Annotated in this window: 16 protein-coding genes and 2 tRNA genes; 13 read left to right on the top strand and 5 right to left on the bottom strand. The window is 35.3% G+C overall.

Annotation, left to right across the window (positions count from 1 at the left end):
* Positions 1-125: 125 nt before the first annotated feature.
* From IJI80_RS06120 to bioA, 11 genes are all read left to right on the top strand, one after another.
* Positions 126-524: a 30S ribosomal protein S15 gene (locus IJI80_RS06120; protein ID WP_292788541.1), complete on the top strand. Its 399-nt coding sequence runs from the start codon at positions 126-128 to the stop codon at positions 522-524.
* A gap of 52 nt (positions 525-576) precedes the next feature.
* Entirely contained in the window at positions 577-1,878 is a 1,302-nt protein-coding gene (locus tag IJI80_RS06115; protein WP_292788543.1) for a DHH family phosphoesterase, read from the top strand.
* 250 nt (positions 1,879-2,128) lie between these two features.
* Entirely contained in the window at positions 2,129-3,088 is a 960-nt protein-coding gene (locus IJI80_RS06110) for a cysteine synthase family protein (RefSeq protein WP_292788540.1), read from the top strand.
* Positions 3,089-3,134: 46 nt separating this feature from the next.
* The gene (locus IJI80_RS06105; RefSeq protein ID WP_292788539.1) at positions 3,135-4,370 is read left to right on the top strand and encodes an aconitase X catalytic domain-containing protein; all 1,236 of its coding nucleotides are present in this window, start codon (positions 3,135-3,137) and stop codon (positions 4,368-4,370) included.
* Positions 4,371-4,634: 264 nt separating this feature from the next.
* A complete protein-coding gene (locus IJI80_RS06100) occupies positions 4,635-6,131 on the top strand; it encodes a Mur ligase family protein (protein WP_292788538.1) in 1,497 nt (498 codons plus the stop codon).
* 123 nt (positions 6,132-6,254) lie between these two features.
* On the top strand, positions 6,255-7,901 hold the full coding sequence (locus IJI80_RS06095) for a Mur ligase family protein (protein ID WP_292788537.1): 1,647 nt from the start codon (positions 6,255-6,257) through the stop codon (positions 7,899-7,901).
* Between the two features lie 143 nt (positions 7,902-8,044).
* Complete coding sequence (locus tag IJI80_RS06090) at positions 8,045-10,549, top strand: DEAD/DEAH box helicase (protein ID WP_292788536.1); 2,505 nt, start codon at positions 8,045-8,047, stop codon at positions 10,547-10,549.
* Positions 10,550-10,743: 194 nt separating this feature from the next.
* Positions 10,744-11,475, top strand: a complete 732-nt coding sequence (locus tag IJI80_RS06085; RefSeq protein WP_292788534.1) for a tRNA (adenine-N1)-methyltransferase — start codon at positions 10,744-10,746, stop codon at positions 11,473-11,475.
* Positions 11,476-11,566: 91 nt separating this feature from the next.
* On the top strand, positions 11,567-12,547 hold the full coding sequence (gene bioB / locus IJI80_RS06080; RefSeq protein WP_292788533.1) for a biotin synthase BioB: 981 nt from the start codon (positions 11,567-11,569) through the stop codon (positions 12,545-12,547).
* A 4-nt stretch (positions 12,548-12,551) separates the two neighbouring features.
* Positions 12,552-13,250: a dethiobiotin synthase gene (gene bioD / locus IJI80_RS06075; RefSeq protein ID WP_292788532.1), complete on the top strand. Its 699-nt coding sequence runs from the start codon at positions 12,552-12,554 to the stop codon at positions 13,248-13,250.
* Positions 13,251-13,553: 303 nt separating this feature from the next.
* The gene (gene bioA, locus IJI80_RS06070; protein WP_292788531.1) at positions 13,554-14,906 is read left to right on the top strand and encodes an adenosylmethionine--8-amino-7-oxononanoate transaminase; all 1,353 of its coding nucleotides are present in this window, start codon (positions 13,554-13,556) and stop codon (positions 14,904-14,906) included.
* A gap of 134 nt (positions 14,907-15,040) precedes the next feature.
* On the opposite strand, the gene leuS is transcribed toward bioA, so the two are convergent.
* Complete coding sequence (leuS, locus tag IJI80_RS06065) at positions 15,041-17,914, bottom strand: leucine--tRNA ligase (RefSeq protein WP_292788530.1); 2,874 nt, start codon at positions 17,912-17,914, stop codon at positions 15,041-15,043.
* A gap of 347 nt (positions 17,915-18,261) precedes the next feature.
* Between leuS and IJI80_RS06060 the strand changes: the two genes are divergently transcribed.
* Entirely contained in the window at positions 18,262-19,269 is a 1,008-nt protein-coding gene (locus IJI80_RS06060) for a TRC40/GET3/ArsA family transport-energizing ATPase (protein WP_292788529.1), read from the top strand.
* A 96-nt stretch (positions 19,270-19,365) separates the two neighbouring features.
* On the opposite strand, the gene IJI80_RS06055 is transcribed toward IJI80_RS06060, so the two are convergent.
* Positions 19,366-19,863 carry a DUF2115 family protein gene (locus tag IJI80_RS06055; RefSeq protein WP_292788528.1) on the bottom strand — a complete coding sequence of 166 codons (498 nt, stop codon included), beginning with the start codon at positions 19,861-19,863 and terminating at the stop codon, positions 19,366-19,368.
* Complete coding sequence (locus IJI80_RS06050; protein ID WP_292788527.1) at positions 19,860-20,420, bottom strand: DNA-3-methyladenine glycosylase I; 561 nt, start codon at positions 20,418-20,420, stop codon at positions 19,860-19,862. Before IJI80_RS06050 ends, IJI80_RS06055 begins: the two co-directional genes overlap by 4 nt.
* A 93-nt stretch (positions 20,421-20,513) precedes the next feature.
* On the opposite strand from IJI80_RS06050, the gene IJI80_RS06045 reads away from it, so the two are divergent.
* Complete coding sequence (locus tag IJI80_RS06045; protein ID WP_292788526.1) at positions 20,514-21,704, top strand: TIGR00375 family protein; 1,191 nt, start codon at positions 20,514-20,516, stop codon at positions 21,702-21,704.
* Between the two features lie 14 nt (positions 21,705-21,718).
* On the opposite strand, the gene IJI80_RS06040 is transcribed toward IJI80_RS06045, so the two are convergent.
* Both IJI80_RS06040 and IJI80_RS06035 read right to left on the bottom strand, forming a co-directional pair.
* Positions 21,719-21,793, bottom strand: a tRNA-Arg gene (locus IJI80_RS06040).
* Positions 21,794-21,876: 83 nt separating this feature from the next.
* Positions 21,877-21,950: transfer RNA gene (locus IJI80_RS06035), tRNA-Arg, on the bottom strand.
* Between the last annotated feature and the right edge of the window lie 136 nt (positions 21,951-22,086).

Raw genomic sequence — 22,086 nt, 5'->3', positions numbered from 1 at the left:
TTTTTTCTAAAAATTGTTTGTAGAATATTTCTTCTATAATAATTTTCATAAAAATTTTTCATTATGAATTATTTTACAAAGGACCTTACTATAAATAATCAAAAAACTTATTGGAGAGGATATTTATGGCAAGACCAGAATGGATCGCATACAGTAACGAAGAAATCGAAGAATTTATTGTAAAATTCAAAAGAGAAGGTAAATCTGCAAGTCAAATCGGAGTAATTTTAAGAGACCAATACGGTATTCCTAGTGTAAAAGAAGTCACTGGTGAAAAAATTACCCAAATCTTAAAAAGAAACGGTCAAGCTGAAGAGTACCCTGAAGATTTAATGAATTTAATCAGAAGAGCAGTAAATATCAGAGATCACTTAGAAGAAAACCCAAAAGACCTTCATGGTAAAAGAGGATTAACTATCATTGAATCTAGAATCCGTAGATTAGGTAGATACTATGCAAAGAATGGCCAATTACCAGAAGGATGGAGATACGATCCAACAAAAGCAGCACTTCTCGTTAAATAGAGACAATGAAAAATTTGATTCTCTATTAAGTAGAGGATGTGAGGCATCAGATATGCTTAAAGAGCATATCGAAAAAGATAACATTATTAGATTAATTTCTCATAATGATGCTGATGGATTGTCATCAGCAGGTATTATAGCTAATGCCATTAAGGAAGAGGGAGGACAATTCCACATAACTATTGTCCCTCGCCTTAAGGCAGATGTAATTAGGGATGTTGCAAAGGAAAAATATGAATTGTATGTTTTTTCAGATATGGGCAGTGCTTGTATCAAGCAACTTAATTCTCTAAAGGCTGATGTTATTGTTGCAGACCATCACCAGCCAAGCGCTCATGAAGCTAAAGACAATCTTGTTCATGTAAACCCACACTTATTTGGCGTTGACGGAAGTCGTGAAATAAGCGGTGCAGGATCTAGCTATTTGTCAGTTAGAGATATGAACAAAAAGCATTTGGCTTATATGGCGCTTATTGGAGCATTTGGCGATATGCAGTGCCAGAACCGATTTGTTGGTGTAAACCAATTAATTTTGAAGGATGGTCAGGAAGCAGGTAATTTGGAAATCCATGAAGATTTAAAGATAGTCTCTAAAGCACAAGAGCCTTTATTCAAATCAATTGCTTATACCTTAAATCCTCCGCTTCCAGGTTTAACCGGTAGTTTGGAGAAATCACAGGAACTTCTTGAAAAAATGGGGGTTTCCTATGGTATTAAGTTCATTGAATTAGAAGATGAGGAAAAGGATGTTGTTAAAGATGAACTTGTAAAGGTCAATCCTCAAATATTTGGTGATGTTTACAGTGTTCCTCGTGAGCATCCAGTCTTACGTAATTTAGAGGAGTATTCTGCAATCTTGGATGCTTGTGGTAAAAACAAGGAGTATGGATTGGCACTTAGCATTGTTCTTGGTGAGAGAGAGGAAGCTTTAGATAAGGCTCTCAATCTTCAAAAGACTTATAGGAACGATCTTACTAAAGGGTTTGATTGGATTAGCCGTGAAGGCGCCCAACAATTGAATTACATTCAATACCTTTACAGTGAGGATAAGGTTCTTAAAAGCATTATGGGAACAATTGCTGGTGTAGGTATGTCTGCTAAGATCTTAAATGATGATAAGCCTATTTTAGGATTATCAAGACTTCATAAGGACATTAAGGTTTCTGGTAGAGCAACACGCCCAATGGTTGCACGTGGAGTTAATTTAGGCAAAGCTTTAAGCGAAGTCGCAGTTAACTTTGGCGGGCAAGGTGGTGGACACGATATAGCAGCTGGTGCTATGATACCATATGAAGCTAAGGATCAATTCTTACATTTAGTTGACCAAGCTATTGAAGCTCAATTAAATAGTTAAGATAATTCTTAGCTATTTCTTTTTTAATCAATTTTTAAACTATTAATTATTTTAGACTATTTTAAACTATTTTTTTACTATTTTTAAAATCATGCACTGTTCTCATTTTTTTATTTTTTCAGCTATTTTTTAAAAAGTATTTTATAATTAAAATACAAATATAATAGTGTTATATTAATTTTAATTAATCGCTGATGATAATTATCATTGCTTATTTGTTATTTTTTTTATTATTGATTGGTGGAATCTTATGAATGTTGATAAATTAGTTGGCAATACCCCAATGATTAAGATTGATTATGAATATGAAGGCAAGAAAGGAAGCATTTATTCTAAGGTTGAATATTACAACTATTCTGGAAGCATTAAAGACAGAATAGCATTATACATTATCCAAAAAGAAAAGGAAAGAGGAAACTTAAAGGATGGCCAACCTATAATAGAGGTTACAAGCGGAAACACTGGAATTGCTTTCAGTGCAATCGGAGCGCTTTTAGGCCATGATGTACATATTTTCATGCCTGATTGGGTTTCTCTTGAAAGAAGGAAACTTATCCAGATGTATGGTGCAGAGGTTCATCTTGTATCCAGAGAAGATGGTGGATTCAAGGGAGCTCTTGAACTTGTGGATGATTTTGCAGAGGAAATTGGAGCTTACAAGCCTCTTCAGTTTGACAATGAATTGAATGTTGAAGCCCAATATATGAAAACAGGTCAAGAAATCATTGATGCCCTTCCAGATGTCAATGCATTTGTTTCAGGAATCGGAACCGGTGGAACACTTATGGGAATCGGTAAAAGACTAAAGGACCATAATCCTGATGCTAAAGTCTTTGCATTGGAGCCAAGCACATTGTCCATTCTCAAGATGGGAATGGATGAAGGAAGCCATTTGATTGAAGGTATTGGTGATGATTTCATTCCTGGAATCGTTGATGAGGAATTGATTGACGATATTGTCTTGATTCATGATTGCGATGCAATAAATATGTCTAAAAGGATTGCTCAGGAATTAGGATTGGGAATCGGAATTTCAAGCGGTGCAAACTTCTTGGCAAGTGTCATCATGGACAATGATGATTTGAAGATTGCAACAGTCTTCCCAGATGACAATAAGAAGTACATAACTACCAAATTATCTGAACCTATTGATGAAGATCCTGAATTGATTTCCAACCATATCAAACTCATCGGTTTTGAAGTTATTTAACTAAACATATTCAATTTTACAAAATTTCATAGAAAAGGGGAATTTCATGTTTTTAACTAAAGAAGAAGAAAAGATGGCTAGTGGTGAATATGGAGAAACCATTAGAAAGAGTATGGATATCCTAATTGCTTTAGGAGACATTTACGGTGCAGAGAAATTCGTAGACATTAAGTCTGCACAAGTGTCTGGAGTATCCTATAAGACCATAGGCCAAGCAGGTCTTGAATATCTTGAAGACTTGGCAAGAACTGCTGAAATCATTTATAATGAAAATGGTACAATAAGCGATAAAAGTGGAATTGCAACAATATCTGCAACTCTCAACCCTGCAGGAACTGATCTTGACAATTGGGAGGATTTCGGTTTTCCTCCAGAGTTTGCTAAAAAGCAAGTTGATATCTGCAATGCTTATGGAGCACTTGGAATAAGCACTACCTGTACATGCACTCCTTATTTGATTGGAAATGTTCCAAGATTCGGTGACCATGTTTCCTGGTCTGAGTCCTCTGCAGTTGCTTATGTAAACTCTGTAATTGGTGCAAGAACCAATCGTGAAGGAGGCCCTGGAGCATTGGCTGCAGCTATTGTAGGAAAGACCCCATTATACGGATTCCATTTGGATGAAAACAGAACAGCTAACTTGCTTGTTGATGTGGAATGTGAGCTTGAAAGGGCTGATTTCGGTGCTTTAGGTTATGCAGTGGGCCAAGTTGTTAAGGATGGAGTTCCTTACTTTAAAATGCAGAACAAGCCTTACAAGATAGAAAACGGTAATCTGAAAGCTCTTGGTGCAGCACTCGCATCTTCCGGTGCAGTGGCTTTATACCATGTTGAAGACATCACTCCAGAGTACAAGTTTGCTGATATTGGAAATGCTGATGATAAGATTACAATCACTAAAGATGATATTATAGAAACAAGAGAAAAGCTTAGCAGTGCAGAAGGTTATGCAGACCTTGTATGCTTAGGCTGTCCACATGCTTCATTGGAGGAAGTTAAGGAAGTTGCTGAAATTGTCAAAGGCAAAAAGATCAAAAATGAGCTTTGGGTTTGCACTTCAATCAATATCAAGGAAGCTGCTAAACGTTTAGGATATCTTGATGCCATTGAGCAAGCTGGAGGTAAGATTTGCTGTGACACTTGTATGGTAGTTGCTCCAATAGAGCAAATGGGCTATGAAGTCATTGGAGTAAATTCCGCAAAGGCAGCTAATTATGTGCCTTCAATGTGTGGCTTAAAGGTCATTTATAATGACATTGAAAACCTATTAGATTTTGAATAAATCTATTTTTTCTTCTCTTTCTTTCTTATTTTTTAATTAATTTTATTTTTTATTTTTAATTTCATTCATAACTATTTTTTAATTATTTTTATCCTATTTTGCTTGATTTTTTTAATAAACTTTAAGTTATATAAAAATTATAAATAATATCATATAGATTTATGAATCATTTACCATGTCATTTTATTGACAAAATGATTTGTAAATTGAAAAATTATTTAAAATTCTAATAAAATTACATAAACCTTCAAGGAGTGTTAATTAATGAATGTTATTGTTGTAGGAGCAGGAAATGCAGGTCGTCCTGTTGCAAGATTATTAAACTATGCTGGCCACACGGTAAAGATAACCGATCCAAAGAAAATTGAAGACTTCCACATGGATGTTCAAAAGACTTTAAGACTTATGGAAAGCGAAGGAGTTGAATTAGATTTAGGCGTATTTGAACCAAGTCTTGATGGAATCGATACAGTTTACTTATCTCCAACTGTACCTGAAAATGCTCCAGCTTATAAAATCATAAAAGAAGCTAACCTTAATGTCTTTTCCAATGATGATTTCGGTAGATTGGCAGACAGTTTCATTGACATTGACATTATCGGAATCACAGGCAGTGTAGGTAAAACAAGTACAACCCATATGGTAACTGAAATCTTCAGAACCGCTGGATATCAAGTTTGGATCTGTTCTTCCATGACCCAAAACCTTGTCAGTGAAGTCATTGTAGATGGAATCATTAAAGGGATTCCAGAAAAATCAGACATTGCTGTTTTGGAGCTTCCTCACGGAACTGCAGGTTTAATGGCTGAACTTCAGCTTAAGGTTGGTGCACTCTTGAATATTTATGAAGAGCATTTGTCTGAGTTTGGAGGTTCAATGGAACGTTACACACAAAGAAAAATGTTCATTGCTAAAAATAGTGAAAACTTCATTACAAGCATTCATTGTAAGGATACTGTAAAAGAAGCAAGACCTGATGCAATCTTTTACGCAATGGTTAAAGATTTACCTGGATATGAACCATCCAAAAAATCCGAATACTTCGATAAGGTAGCAAACTTTGAGGAAGTTGCTATTGGAGAAGGCCAAGTATGTAATTTTATTGGTGATAGTGCAAAAGGCGCTATTGATATAGCTTATAAATTCAGAAACAAATCCAAAGAACTTAAAAAAGGCAGCTTTACCTCTGATTTCCATATGATGAGCTATTACTATGAGAATGCAGTTGCTGCAACAGCTATTGCAATGGCTTATGGATTGCCTGTAGAAATCATCAAGGAAGGCCTTGCAAACTTCAAGGGACTTTCAGTTCATATGGAATACATTGGAGACTATAATGGCAGGGAAGTTTATATTGATGCTTCCTATTTAATTGAAGGTATTACCGCTGCACTCGACTTCTTAGGTGATAGAAGTCTTGTTCTATTGCTTGATAACTTTGATACTTCAACTTATAGGGATAAAAAGGAAACAGGTAAGCTTATGGGTAAGTATGCTGATGTAATGGTAGCTACTGGATTCAACGAAGTTTACCAAAGAGTTGACTTGGAACCTGCTCAGGAATTGCTTGATGCTGCAGTGGACTCTGATGCAGTTAAGGTAATTGCAGGAACTATGGAAGAAGGTGCAGAACTAGCCATTAAATATTCTAAACCTGGAGACACTATCCTACACTTAGGACCTCAACTCATGCAGGATCCTGAAGGAATCATGGAAAAAATAGTCACTGGTTTAGAGGAAGGCTGTAAAAAGTACGACTAGCCAAGCTTCGCGAACTTTAGTTCGCAGAACCTTGACCAAAATTCTTTCCACTATTTGGAGTATTAATTTTCTTTTATTTTTTCTTTTTTTAATTAATTCTTATCTTTTCATGAAGGTGTTAAATTGAATAGTTTAGAGCTCTCTTCTATGTCTGATGAAGAATTGGCTTCATTGGATTTAGAAAATAAAACCTTTGGTGTAATTGGTGTTTGTGGAGTTGTAGGAAACTTGGTTGCAAGAATCCTTATGGATAGAGGCTATTCTGTTATTGGAACAGATATCTCATCTAAAGAGGATTGCAGATTCCACTCTTCTTTTGACGGCTATGACATTGAAATATTCTTTGGAGGGCATCCTGAAGAATTCTTTAAAAAAATAGATTTCATTGTTCCGCCTCCAAGCATGTCAAAGAATGCTAAGGTTTTAGAGCTTGCATCTAATCAAGGCATTAAAACCATTGAGCTTGGAGATATTTTTAAGCTATTCACACCAGAAAAACCTGTTATGTGCATTGGAGGTACCAATGGTAAAACCACTACAACAACTCTTTTAAAGCATATTGCATATTCTGCAGGTATCAATCCTTGTGAACATAATCTGAAAGGTATGCAAGGAAACAATGAATTCATCCCATCACTTCAAACAAGACTTAATGGAGATTTAGCTATTTTAGAGACAGGTACTGATGGCACACCTGGTGGCTTAAAGTCCATCATTGACTTGACCCATGCAAATTTCGGAATCTTGACAAACATTACAGTTGACCATTTGCAGGACCCTCACGAAAACGATGAAACAGACTTCATTACAAGAAGCTTTTTAGAGTATGCTAAAGTCAAAGGGGAGCTTGTAAAAGGTATTGAAGAGAATGATGGTACATTAATATACAATAGTGACGATCCAACTATTGTAGGTTTGTTCAAGGAAATTGACTTTAAAGGTGATGCAATCAGCTTTGGCCTTGAAGATGAGCCATGCAGAGTATCAACCAAGCCATGCTGGTGTGGTAGAGACATTGAAATAAATGAACTTATTTCCGGTTGCGGAACCTTTGAATGCGAATGTGGCATAAAATATGAAAAGCCAATCTATTTGGCTAAAAACATTTCTCTTAAGGACAGAACATTCACTCTTGAATCTCCTGAAGGAGAAACTGAATTTACCATTGCTCTTGATGGTCTTCATAATGTTTACAATGCAGTAGGAGCAATCATCGCAGCTAGAAGATTCTTGAAGCTTTCTGATGAAGAAATTCAAAAAGGTCTTTCAAGCTTTAAGGGAACTGCTGGAAGAATGGAAATAATGGGTAAAGTTGGAGATAAGACCATTATGGTTGATTATGCTCATAATCCTGCAGGTGTTGAAACCGTATTAAAGGAAATTACTAAGATCTATGGAGATGCCACTGTTGTAATTACAGTTACCTCTGAATCTGGTCATGAAGGAGATATTGAGATTTTAGAAAAGGCTTTGGACAATGTCAAGTATATTGTTCCAGCTTCTCATGACTCAAGACTTGTTGTAGATGAATTATTGGCCTCTGCAAAAGACGGCAAAGCTGATTTTGATTATGAAACTTTAGAGAAAACATTTGTTTTCACTGATGATGCACCAGAGCAAGCTTCTAAATTTACTTTGGGTGCTAACCAAGAGCAAGTGGTTGAAGGTGTAAAGGCGGCATTAAAAACAGATTCCAATATTGTCATAGCTATTGGAGAGGCAGCATTCAAGTTCAATTCTGCTATCAGTGAATTATGCGATAAGGATTAAATGCTTTTAATTCCTTCTTTTTTATTTTTATTTAATTTTTATTAATTCTTATTTTTATTTTAAATCAATATTATATTAAGCTGATTAATTTTCAACTGCTCTCTATAAATATTTAAATAATATCTAATTACATATATTATTTCATGGTTACTTATATTGAACATCCTTTAATTAGGCCGAATTCAGCAGAGGCTAGGATTTATCAACAGGTTTTAGCAGCAGACGTTCTCAAAAAGGGAAATACAATGATTGTAGCTCCAACAGCTTTAGGTAAGACAATCATTGCAATACTCGTAGCTGCAGATAGGCTTCAAAAATTCAAAGGATCAAAAATTCTTATTTTAGCTCCAAGTAAACCATTAACCATACAGCACGAAGAAAACTTCAAGCATTTTTTAAATGTTCCTTGCACCTCAATTACTGGGGCTGTAAAGACAGATGAAAGGGAAAAGCGATGGATAGAGTCACAGGTTATTTGCGCAACACCACAAACCGTTGAATCAGACTTATTGAATGAAAGATACAGTTTAGAAGATGTTTCCCTTGTTGTTTTTGATGAATGTCACCATGCAGTAGGTTCCTATTCCTATGTTTATCTTGCTTCAAGATATGTAAAGGAATGTCAAAATCATCTTATTTTAGGTCTTACCGCTTCTCCAGGACATGACAAGAACAAAATCAAGGAAGTCTGTGAGAACCTTTTCATTCAGGATATTACTATCAAGACTGAAGAAGACCCAGATGTAAAACCATATTTCAATCCAATCAATATTGACTGGATAAAAGTGGAAATGGGGCCAAGACTCGAAAAAATCAGAGATTTGGTAAATAAGGCATTGAAGGTTCGTCTGAAAGGACTTAAGGATTTAGGAATCATCAATACAGTGTCTGTAAATAAAAGAGACATATTGAAGGCAAGATCTAAGGTTCAAAGGAAAATAGGTCAATCTGTAAATCCGCCTAAGGAATGCTTCCAGGCAATATCCATTTTGTCTGCTGTAATCAACTTGCAGCACGCATTAGGATTATTGGAAAGTCAGGGAGTAGCTCCATTCAATGATTATGTAGGAAGACTCAGAAAGAAAACTACAAGAGCTGCAAAGAATATCCTTCTTGATCCAAACTTTTCAAAAGCTGTTTATCTTGCAAAAGAGGCAGAGGAATATGGTCTTGAACATCCTAAAATGAAAAAGCTCATAGAACTACTTAAGCTAGAACTTGGTATGGATGGACAGACAAGACTAAAATCCCTAAGGGATGAAGGAGAAGATAAGGACAGTCCTAAAATCATAGTGTTTACACAATTCAGAGACACTTTAGACATGATTCATGAAAGATGTGAGAAGGAAGGTATCAAAAGTGTCAGATTCTATGGGCAAGGAACCAGTGATGGTAAGAAAGGACTAACCCAAAAGGAACAGAAAAACATTATCAAATCATTTAAGACAGGAAATTATGATGTTTTGATTTCTACAAGTGTTGCAGAAGAGGGTATAGACATACCTGCAGTTGATTTGGTTATTTTATATGAACCAGTTCCATCTGAAATCCGTATGATACAAAGGAGAGGAAGAACCGGACGTAAATCTTCTGGTAGGATGAAAGTGCTCATTACCAAAAAGACAATTGATGAAGGATATTATTGGACCAGCGTTAGAAGAGAGTCTAGAATGAAGACACAGCTTGCAACACAAGAAGCTATTGAAGAGCTAAAGCTTAATGCTGCTGAAAAGATTGAGGTAGAACGTAATATTAAGGTCTTAGGTAAAAAGGAAAAGTCAATTGTAGAGGAACCAGTCACTTCAGATATGGATGATTCATTGGAAGAAGAAGTCAGTGATGAGGATATTGAAGAGATCAATTTGGAAAATGAAAATGAAAGCAAGCTTCAAGAACTCAAGGAAAAGGAAGCTAAAGAGGAGCAGAATTTGGAGGATGCAATTTATAAAGAGCTTGCCAAAAATCCTCAAAATCAGGAATTGGTTGTTTATGTTGATACAAGAGAAGGAAACTCAAAGGTCATAAGGGCATTGGATACCATTGGAGTTAAGGTTAAAGTAAATACAATGGCTGTTGCAGATTATCAGGTTAGTGAGGAAGTTGCAATAGAGAGAAAAACTGCCAAGGACTTTGTAGATTCCATTGTTGACAAGAGACTTTTCAAGCAGGCAAGAATGATGATGGAAGAGTTTAAGAAGCCAATCATGATTCTTGAAGGAAATGATTTCTATTCAGGATTCATTAATCCAAATGCAATCAGAGGTGCTATGACATCAATTGCACTTGACTATGGCATAAGCATCATCCCAACAAGAACCGAGGAAGACACTGCTGCAATGATCAAGAGAATTGCAATCAGAGAACAGAAAGGTGAAAAGCGCAGCATTCAAATCAGGACTGAAAGAAAACCACAAAACCTTTGGGAACAGCAATTATTCATCATTGAATCCTTGCCGAACATTGGTCCTGTTCATGCTAAAAGATTATTGGAACATTTCGGTTCAGTCAAAGCTGTTTTGGAAGCTGATGAGAAGAAATTGCAGGAAGTTGAAGGAATCGGTAAGAAAACAGCTAAGAATATTAGGGAAGTCGTTGAAGGTAAGTATCTTTACTTCAAAAAAGATGACAATCAAAAGAAACTTAAATAAATCTTAGGTTTCTTTATTTTTTCTATTTTTTTAAATTTTTCTTATTTTAAACAATTTTATTCTATTTTTAAAAAATTATTATATATAATAAAAGCTAAAAATAACTATTAGTTTAAGAATTACTTTTATTAAAAAAAATTTAATATAATTTTTATTTCAATTGATTTTACAAATTTCATTTAGATGGTGATTATTTGAAGATTTTAATGGATGAAAGAGGAAAAAAATACTTAATCAAGGAAGACAGAGAGTTCCAATCTGATTTAGGTATTATTAAAAAAGAGCAAATGGAAAGAGCTACTATTGGTGATACAATAATCACTCATTTAAATAAGGAGTTTAAAGTCATTAAGCCAACTGTAAATGATTTCATTGACTTAATGGACAGACGCTGTTCCATCCTTATCCAAAAGGATATTGGAACTGTTCTTGCTCGCACTGGACTCGGTTCAGGTGACAGGGTTATAGATGCAGGTACAGGAGCTGGAGCTATTGCATTGAACTTTGGAAATGTTGTTGGGGAAAAGGGTAAGGTCTTCACCTATGAAATAAGAGAGGACTTTGCAGAGGTCGCTAAAAAGAACATTGACGATTTTGGAATAAAGAACATTGAAGTCAAAAACCAAAACATCAAGGATGGAATCGATGAAGAGGAAATCGATTTGGTTTTCCTAGACCTTCCAAAGCCATTTGAGATTTTTGAAGATGTTAAGAAAGCATTAAGGCTTGGAGGATGGTTAGCAGTTTATGCTCCATATATTGATCAAGCTGAAACAGCTTATAGAATTGCAAAGAAATTGGGCTTTAGGGATCTCACAATCCTTGAAACCATTGAAAGAGAAATGGAAATAAGGCCTCAAGGAACCAGGCCAAAAACCAGAATGGTTGGCCATAGCGGTTATTTGGTTTTTGCTAGAAAGCTTTAGATTAGCTTTTTAGAAATTTAATTTTTAGAAAAATTTTTTTATAAAATATAATATTTTATTTTTATAACAATTGTAATGTTTATGTGGTATCATGTTTGATGTAAATGAGTTAAAGAACAAGGTGTTGGATGGTTATAAAGTCACTAAAGAGGATGCTATGAATCTCATTGATGTTCCATTAGAAGACTTGTCAAGTGCAGCAAATGAAATAAGAAAATCATTCTGTGGAAACAAATTCGATGCATGTATGTTAATCAATGTAAAAAGTGGTAGATGCAGTGAAAACTGCAAGTTTTGTGCTCAATCCAATCATTATGATACTGATATAGAAATCTATCCTCTATTATCCAAAGAGGAATTGAAGGAAAGATCATTGGCTATCTACAATTCTGGTTTCAAAAGGATATCCTATGTTGCTTCAGGCAGAAAAGTGACTCAAAAGGATTTTGAAATAATGGCGGGTCTCATTGAAGAGCTGAAAGAGGAAAACAGCGATATCAAGATTTGCGTTTCATTAGGACTTTTAACAAAAGACCAGATATCAACCTTAAATGATGTAGGTGTAGATAGGATCCATAACAATTTGGAAAGTTCAAGGAATTACTTCAAGGAAATCTGTACCACTCATTCCTATGATGAAAAGCTCGACACTATAGAAATGATTCACAATGAAAACGTCATGATCTGCAGTGGTGGAATTTTTGGAATGGGTGAAAACTTTGAAGACAGAATTGACTTGGCACTCCAATTGAGAGAGTTCGGTGTCAAATCAATTCCAATAAATGTATTAAATCCAATCAAGGGGACTCCTGTAGAAAACAATGAAATACTGTCCAATGATGAAACCTGCAGAATAATTGCTATATTCAGATTCATCAATCCAGACTCCTACATTCGTATGGCTGGTGGAAGAGCGCTCCTTGGGGATAATGGAAGAAAAGCGTTCCAGTCAGGTGCAAATGCTGGAATTTTAGGAAATATGCTAACCACTCAAGGTGTGGAATTGGACAATGATTTGAAACTTTTGGAAGAATTGGGTTTTGAAATAACTTACTCAATAGATGGATTGTGATACAGTGTCTAAAGGACTATTTGTAATTGGAACTGGAACAGATATTGGAAAAACATATGTCACTGGATTGTTGCTAAAGTATCTTCGCGACAATGGATATAATGCCACTTACTTTAAGGCAGCTTTAAGTGGAGCCATAAGGGATGAAGATGACAATCTAGTTCCAGGGGATGCAGTAGAAGTATTGGAAATGGCTAATCTGGAAGAGGATACAGACTTTTTAGTTCCATATATCTATGAAACTGCAGTTTCACCACATCTTGCAAGTCAGATTGAAGGTAATCCTGTTGACTTAAGTGTAGTGAAAGATGCTTATGAAAAGGTATCACAAAAATATGATTACATCTTGATGGAAGGTAGCGGCGGAATAGTTTGTCCTATACGTTACGAAGGAAAAGGCAATGAAAACAATATCATGTTGGAGGACATCATCAATCATCTTGGTCTTGATGTCATCATCATTGCCGATGCTGGACTTGGAACCATCAACTCAATTGTCACTACAGTTGAATATCTCAAAAACAGAAATGTTCATGCATGTGGTATCATCATGAATAATTACAAGGATGAACTTATGGAAAATGACAATATCAAAATGGTTGAAGATCTTTGTGATGTTCCAATTATAGCAAAAGTTTATCAAAATGATATAAATCTACAACTGGATGTAGATACTAAAGAATTGATTTCATATTTCAGATAATACTTTTAATTATATTGAAGATAACCATAATTATTTTATGGGTTATATTCATTTCTTTTTTTATTTTATGTTTTACATTAATTAAACTTACACTTGTTTCATGATTGAAAATTTTCATTAATTTTTGTCATGAAAATTCTATCCTCTTCTCTAGGAGAAAAATTTTTGTATATTGTATATTTTTTATTCAAGGTAAAAAATTAAAAATTTATTTAATATAAAGTTTAATCTTATAATAGAGTTTTAGAATTGAAATTTTAAAAACTAATTTTTAGAAAATTATATCAAATATCAGGTTTTAATATGAATGAAAGTGAAAAATGTGCAAAAAAGGATTTAGCTCATATTTGGCATCCTGCTTCTCAGATGAAAGACTATGAAGATTTTCCACCAATAATAATTGACCATGGAAAAGGCGTTAAACTATATGATGTAGATGGCAAGGAATATATAGACATTATCAGTTCCTGGTGGTGCAATTTGCTTGGACACTGCAATGATGAGGTTAGCGATGCTCTCAAAAGTCAAGTAGATAAGTTGGATCATGTTCTTTTTGCTAACTTTTCACACAAAACAATTATAGAATTGTCTGAACGTCTAATCAAGGTAATGCCAGAGGGGCTAAACAAATTCAGCTTTGTTGATAACGGTTCAGCATCCATTGAATGTGCACTTAAAATGGCTTTCCAATTTTGTGCTCAAAATGGAAAAGCTCATAAGAAACGCTTCATGTGCTTTACAGATGCTTATCATGGAGAAACTTTAGGTGCATTATCTGTTGGTGCATTGGATGAATATTCTAAAGTATTTGAACCGATTATGATTGATACTATTAAGGTGCAGGCTCCAGATTGTTACAGATGCCCATACAATAAAAATAGGGAAAGCTGTGACTGTGAATGCTTTGAACATGCTGAGAAGGCATTTGCAGAATATGGTCATGAAACCTGTGCTATGATAATTGAGCCTTTGATTCAAGGCAGTGCAGGAATGAAAATCTATCCCCCATTGTATCTCAAGAAGCTTAGGGAACTTTGTGACCTGTATGATGTGCTCTTGATTGCAGATGAGATAGCTACCGGTTTTGGAAGAACAGGCAAGATGTTTGCAGTGGACCATGCAGGAATAAGTCCAGATATAATGTGCATTTCAAAGGGGCTTACAAACGGTTATATGGCAATGGCAGTTTGTGTAAGCACAGATGAAATCTATAATGGATTTTATGGAGATTATGAGGATAATGTAGCATTCATGCACAGTCATACCTATGCTGGAAATCCATTGGCAGCAAGTGTAGCAAACACAACCTTGAAGATTATGGAAAGGGACCATATTCTTGAAGAGGCAAATGAAAAGGCAATTTGGCTAAACAATCGTTTCCATGAAATCTTTGATGAGCATCCTAATGTAGGTGAAATCAGACAGATGGGACTCATCAATGCCATTGAACTCGTTGAGGATAAGGAGTCTAAAAAGGGATTTGATTCATCTGAAAGGATAGGGTATAGAATCTATAGGGAAGCGTTAAAGCAAGGATTGATGCTTAGGCCTTTAGGTAATGTTATGTATTTTAATCCTCCTTTGGTCATTACAAAAGAAGAGCTTGAAGAGTCTTTAAGAATTTGTAAGGAAGCTATTGATTCTGTATTATTGTAAAAACAGTAAAAAAAGAGAGTCAATAGTGATTATATAAATTTATTAATTTTTTTTAAAAAAAGAAAAGAAGAATAGCTATTTAAAATAGCTATTAATTACTTATTTTTATTTATTTATTTTTTACCTATTTTCATCTATTCCATGAAAATAGCTGGTTTATAAGGCATTGCATTTCTTGCCTTGTTTTGTGGGTCGTAGCTGTCATCAGTATGAATGATTACTTCTGATTCCACTTCAGCTTCAATGAAGTCTTTTGCATCATTCAAGATGGTAGCTTCATCAATCTTACCGATGTATCTTGTTTTGGTCATTTCTCTGGAAATCTTTTTAGCTGCGCCTGCGATTTCCTTCTTGTCATCATAGATGTTTTGACCTATTGCTTTACCCATTATTTGACCGATGTCTGGTTTTCCAACTTCATCAGCAATTTTGTATAAATCCCATTTCCAGTCAGGGGATAGGTAAATGTGGATTTTTTCAGGGTCTGTGTCAACAATGTTTCTGATTTCATTGATGTCTTTTACGATGTTTTGCACAAGAGACTCTGATCTTTCAATCTCTTCGCTGATGAGTTCCTCATCATATTTAGGCCACTCTGCAAATGAAACGAATCCTTCTCCACCAAATTTGCTCCAAAGCTCTTCTGAAGTGTGTGGAGTGAATGGAGCAAGCAATCTGATCCAGTTACTTAATAATGTGGACAATACGTAAATTACAGCAGGGTCCTTTTTCTCAATGAGGTCTTTGACTCTGTACATATAGTGGTCTAAGTCTTTTTTAAGCAAGAATAAAGCATGTTGCAATGCTTGTCTGGTTTGGAAAACTTCAAGTGCTTCTGTTGCAGCTTTGATATGGACATTTAATTGGTTGATCATCCATTTGTCGATGCTGCGTTCAAGAGCCACTTCCTCAATGTTGGATAAGTTTAATTTATCTCCTTTGATGTCTTCAACTTTTTGTGCAAATTCTCTAAACCATTCGAGTCTTCTTTGGGTTCCTTTAACCTCTTTTTCTCTCCAATCGAAATCTTGCCATGGTTCAGCTGATGCCATCAAGAAAAGCCTTACTACATCTGCACTGTACTCTTCAATTGCATCTGCAAGGAGAATTACATTACCTTTTGATGAGGACATCTTGTTTCCTTCAAGGAGACCCATACCGAATACAACAGTTCCTTTTGGCCATTTCTCTTCAGGGTAAATAGCTGCATGTGTAAACATCAAGAAGCTTAAGTGGTTACCTACAAGGTCTTTTGCAGACAATCTCCAGTCAAGAGGATACCAGTAATTGAATTCAGCTTGAATTTCATCTACAATTTCAGGTGCAACGGTGATTTCATCACTGTCAACTCCTAAGAAGACCTTTTCAAAGAATGCTTCATTCAAGTCTTCAGGGTCCATGTCTTTGAGATATTTAGCTATTGAATAGTAGGACATATACATTGTTGAGTCTGATAAAGGCTCGATTAACCATTGGTCATCCCACGGAACTCTGGTTCCAAGACCTACTCTTCTGGAGCATGCCCAATCATCCAACCAGTCAAGGTAGTATTCAAAGTTGGATCGGATTTCTCCAGGAATGATGGTTTCTTGAGCAAGTAACTTTTGGGTCTTTTCAGTCCATTCCTCATCACCATATCTGATGAACCATTGGTCATCCATAATCTTGACTACACATTTGTTACCGCATCTGCAGATTACAGGTCTTTCTGCAAAGTCGTACATGATGTCTGCGCTGCCTTCCTCAATCATGTCAGCCTTGATTTCATCTCTGATATATGCGACTCTTTTTCCTGCGTATTTTTCAATATGGGCGCTGATGTATCCTTTGCTGTGCTCTGCCTTGTACAATTCATCAGTTGCATCTTGCACTTTAGGGTCGTTTTGGTTTTCGATTCCCATTCTTTCAACAACTTCCACAGCTGGGAACTCTCCATATCCTTTTACGGTTACAACATTCAATGGTTCTGCCTTAGCAACTTCATCCGCAATGTCATATTCCTTGATTAGATCTGCATTTTCTTTCAAGTCTCTAAGTGCGATATAGTCTGCAGGTGCATGAGCAGGTACAGAGAATACTGTTCCTGAACCGTATTCAGGGTCTACAAAGCTTGCAGGGAAGATTGGCAATGGCTCTCCATTAAGAGGATTCTTAACGTATTTGCCGATTAATGGTTTAGGGTCAATGTCACCAACAATTTCCAAGTCATGCTGGTTGGAAAGGTTGAGGTAAGCTTCATTGCTTATAATCCATTTTTCACCTTCGTTAACACCGGATTTAACTTCAACTTCAATGTAGTGAACTTCTGGGTTTAACCATACATTGGTTGCAGCGAAGATGGTTTCAGGTCTGAACGTTGCAGGTACGATATATTGTCCAGGTTCAACTTCAAACTTGATCAATGTCAATTCGTTTACTCCTACTCCTTCACCTTCAAGCAAGTCATGGTCCCCTACAGGGTTTTCATCGTGAGGGCAGTATTTGACAGGGTGCTCACCTTGCTTGATTAAGCCTAATGACTTAAGTTTTTTAGCTTGCCATGTGATGAATTTCTGATAAGTTGGATCAATAGTTCTGAATTCCCTTCTCCAATCAATGGAATAACCCATATCATCCATTACGGTATGGTATTCGTTACTGAAATATTTTACAATGTTTATAGGATCTTCCAATTTTGGAAGGGTGTCATGAGGGACCTTGTGAACTCTTTCGTATAAGTCAAGGGTCCATGGATCTTTCCTTTTGATTCTGTCTGCAATACCTATAACCGGTGCACCGGTTACATGCCATGCCATAGGGAATAATACATTGTAGCCTTCCATCCTTTTGAATCTTGCAAATACATCAGGTACGGTATATGTTCTACCGTGACCGATATGCATAGCTCCACTTGGATATGGGTAAGCTACTGTTATGAATAATTTTTCCTTTTCATTAGGGTCTGATTGAAATAGCTTGTTCTCTCTCCAGATTTTTTGCCATTTCTTTTCAATTTCGTTATTAGTCACTAAATCACCGTTTTAGTTTTTGATAATTAGATAATTGCGATAATTAATAATGCAATTTATAATTTAAAAATTATATTTGAAATTAATTGAATCATTAAAAATTAATTAAATAATTAATAAATCATATTATTTTATATTTATTATTTTTATTAAATATAAAATTTTCATTAAATTATTGTAAATTATAGTAAAATTAATTAAAAAATTAGTTTTTCTTTTTTTCACGAAGCTTTATTTTTAGGAATTTTTTAATGAAAAAAGATAAACTTTATATGTAAGAAGAATAAAATAACTTATTGTTACTAAAACTTTTTAGATAATTTAACTAAATCCTATGGAGGGATTATATGGCATTTAAAGATTTATTCAAATTTAAAAAAGGACAAACCACTTTCATATTTGTAGGGGGAAAAGGGGGAGTTGGTAAAACTTCCATATCTTCAGCTACTGCTTTGTGGTTAGCAAATCAAGGAAAGAAAACCTTAATAGTATCAACCGATCCTGCTCATTCATTATCTGATTCACTTGAAGTGACAATTGGACATTATCCTGTTCAAATCAATGAAAACCTCTATGCAGTTGAAATCGATCCTGATAAGGCAATGGAAGAAAAGCAAAGAGCATTAGAAAGCCAGAAATCTGTAGCAAGCCCAGACCAATTGATGGGTCTTGACTTTTTAGGCGAGCAAATGGATTTGGCTTCCGCTTCTCCAGGTGCTGATGAGGCAGCTGCATTTGAAGTGTTCTTGTCTGTGATGACTTCCAATGAGTATGATGTTGTAGTATTTGACACTGCACCAACTGGCCACACATTAAGATTGCTTTCATTCCCAGAGATCATGGACTCTTGGGTAGGAAAACTAATGAAAGCCAAAGCAAAATTAGGCACTGCAGCAAATGCTTTAAAGAACATTATTCCATTTATGGATGCAGCAGATGACTTGCAGTCAAGCAAGGAATTGGAAGAGACCAAAAAGCAAATCGATGAAGCTAAAGCAGTGCTTTCAGACCCTGAAAGAACTACCTTTAAAATGGTCGTCATTCCAGAGGAAATGTCTATTTATGAATCAGAAAGAGCTATTGAAGCATTGAATAAATATGACATTACAACTGACAGCATCATTGTAAATCAGGTCATGCCAGACATTTCTGATTGTGACTTCTGCCATTCAAGATACATGTTGCAGCAAAAACGTCTCGCACTCATTGATCAAAAGTTCTCAGACCAAGTAGTCGCTGAAGTTCCTTTATTCAAGGATGAGGTTAAAGGTCAAGAAAAATTATTGAAATTAGCTGAAATCCTATATGAAGGAAAGGACAATGATGAAGTCCAACAGAATGTAATCCAGTTATAGGATTATATTCAATTCTTTTTTAATTTTTCATCCAATACTTTTTTTTATTTTCATAAATCCTTTTTTAATTTTTCATTGTTTTACTATTTTTTAAATTCAATTCTCTTTCAACTCACTTGGTTTACAAACACAGTATTGGCAGGTATAATAATCTTTAGCAATCTTTGATTGCTCTTCTTTAATATCACAATAGTATACTGTTTCACCATCTTTTCCTTCAGCGAATACTGTTTTTCCATTGTGCATATCTATTCCAACAGGATGCAATGGTCTTTTAGCAATTACACTTAAGTAAATGCAATTATATGTTATGAATCTTTTGAATATCTCATCACTTTCAGGGGAACATCCTTCAAAGAATCTTCTCAATTCATCTTTGATGTCATTTATCAAGCCATCATCAATTTCTATATTGCTTTCATCTTCCTCATCAATGTTCAATGCCATAATCTCATTGTAGTTTTGAATATGGAAGATAGCACGTTGTTTAGATGCTTGATCCGCCTTTTCATCATTTGCTTTATTCTCAAAGATTTCAATATTATAATCCTTGATGTTTTCCTTTATTTCTTCCAATAAGTCTCGTGTTTTCATTTTAATTCCTCGTATCTAAAGCATTCATGAATATGATTGTTGATTACTCCAATTGATTCCAGGTAGGAGTATATTATTGTTGTTCCAACGAATTTCATTCCCCTTTTCTTTAAGTCCTTAGCTATTTTGTCTGAAAGAGGGGACTTTGTAAGGTAATTCTCTTTAGTGTCTATCAGTATCTTATTGTCTGTAAACTGCCAGATATACTTGCAGAAAGAACCATATTCCTTCTGTATTTCAATGAATATCCTTGCATTGTTGATTGCAGATTCTATCTTTCCCTTATGTCTGATTATTCCTGCATTGTTTCTAAGTTCCTCTACCTTTTCATCGTCATAGTCAGCTACTTTTAAAACGTCAAAATCATCAAAGGCTTTTCTAAAGTTCTCTCTTTTCTTTAATATTGTAATCCATGCAAGTCCTGCCTGAAATGATTCGAGCACTAGCATTTCAAAGAGTTCCTGGTCGTCGTAAGTTGGAACTCCCCACTCCTCATCATGATATTTTACATAGATTTCCTCCACATCTTCAGCCCAAGGGCAACGTTTTTTAGTCATGAAATCACTCAATTTTAATTAATTATAATCAATATTTTATCTATATCTTTTAGTTAAAAAATATTTATATTAAAAAATTAAAATGATTATTATATGTTGGTCAATGCAGATTTACACACTCACAGTTGCTTTTCAGCAGCCACTTCAAAGGATATGGTGATAAACAATATAGCTCCAAAATCCCGTGAAAAGGGATTGAACTTAGTTGGTACTGGAGATGCATTACATCCTAAATGGCTGGATATTGTAGCCGAAAGCACTGAGTATAAGGGAGATGGAATATACTCACACAAGGATTGTGATTTCATATTGACAACAGAGGTTGAAGCCCAACATAAGATTCACCATGTAATCATAATTCCAGACATTGATGTGGCTCGTGAACTTTCCCAAAAATTGGTCTCTCCAAATAAGTTCATTGATGGAAGGCCAAGAAGCCCATTAAGCGGTGCAGAACTCTTTGAGCTTGTAAAAGAGTATGATTGCATGATTGGTCCAGCTCATTCATTCACTCCTTGGACTGGTATGTACAAGACTTATAACAGCATTTATGACTGTTATGAAAAGGCGCCTGATTTCGTTGAATTGGGCTTGTCTGCAGATACGGATATGGCAGATACAGTAAAGGAATTGTCTGATTTTGTATTTTTAACCAATTCTGATGCACATTCTCCATGGCCTCATAGGTTAGGAAGGGAATTCAATCAGATAGAAATGGAGGACATTTCATACACTTCACTTCAAAATGCATTGAAGAATAAGACAGTCAAGGCAAATTATGGTTTGCTTCCGAATTTAGGGAAATATCACATGACTGCATGTACAAAATGCTATAAAATCATCGATCCTGAACTTGCAAAATCCAATGGAATGAGATGTTCCTGTGGTGGAAGAATCAAGAAAGGGGTTGATTTCAGAATTAGTGAAATCGCTGATTACAAGGAGCCTCATCATCCAAGCCATAGGCCGCCTTATGTTCATTTGATGCCTCTTGCAGAGATAATAAGCATGATTTACGATAAGGGAATAACAACCAAGACAGTACAAGGTGTTTGGCAAAAGCTGATTGATGCATATGGTCCTGAAATTGATGTCTTGATCAATGTTCCATTAGAAGATATTGCAAAAATAGATGATAAGGTAGCTATTGGAATCGAAGGATTCAGAAACAAGACATTGAATGTGGTTCCAGGTGGCGGAGGCAAATACGGTGAAATATCTTTTAAGGATGAGTTTAAAAAACAAGAGAAAAAAGATAAAGTAGTCACTTTAGATTATTTTTAATTCACTTAAAAAAGCAGGCTTGGCGGGATTTGAACCCGCGGTCTTTAGATTAGGAGTCTAACGCCTTATCCAAACTGGGCTACAAGCCTATGAAAATTTTTATATTCACTTAAGATATCTTAAGTAGTCTTCTTTTGCAAATTATAAAAAATAGTAAAAAATAGTAATAGAGCGGACCCGCCGGGATTTGAACCCGGGACCTTCGGATTAGAAGTCCGACGCCCTGTCCAGCTAGGCTACGGGCCCTATATACAACATTTAATAATATGTTTATTATGATATATAAAACTATTGGTAACAAAATCTTTTCCATATCAGAGTCTTTAAATTAATTTTTTTTTAAATGACTAATTAGGATTTTCATGAAAAATAAAAATTTAAT

The sequence above is a fragment of the Methanobrevibacter sp. genome (assembly GCF_017432245.1).
Taxonomy (GTDB): domain Archaea; phylum Methanobacteriota; class Methanobacteria; order Methanobacteriales; family Methanobacteriaceae; genus Methanobrevibacter.
This window is presented reverse-complemented; position numbering and strand designations above follow the sequence as displayed.